Consider the following 219-nt stretch of genomic DNA (forward strand, 5'->3'; position numbering starts at 1 on the left):
AACGCCCCAAATCTGTGAAGAATCGAAAAGAGTTCGGGCATTGGGAACTCGACACAGTTGTTTCTTCTCGAGGCAAGAGTAAAGGTTGTTTTGCGAGCTTTGCAGAACGAAAAAGCCGTATATATATTGCTTTACCCATGCCAAATCGCTCTAAAGTTGCTATGCAAACTGCGATTGAAGATTTGAGAGAAAACTTACCTAAGGAAGCTTTAAAGTCCT

At 41.6% G+C, this 219-nt stretch carries 1 pseudogene; it reads left to right on the forward strand.

The features are described 5' to 3' along the window. A pseudogene (locus ACEN33_RS12625) lies at positions 1–219 on the forward strand (IS30 family transposase); the annotation flags it as partial.

It is taken from the genome of Ruoffia sp. FAM 24228, from assembly GCF_045528575.1.
Classification (GTDB): Bacteria; Bacillota; Bacilli; order Lactobacillales; family Aerococcaceae; genus Ruoffia; species Ruoffia halotolerans.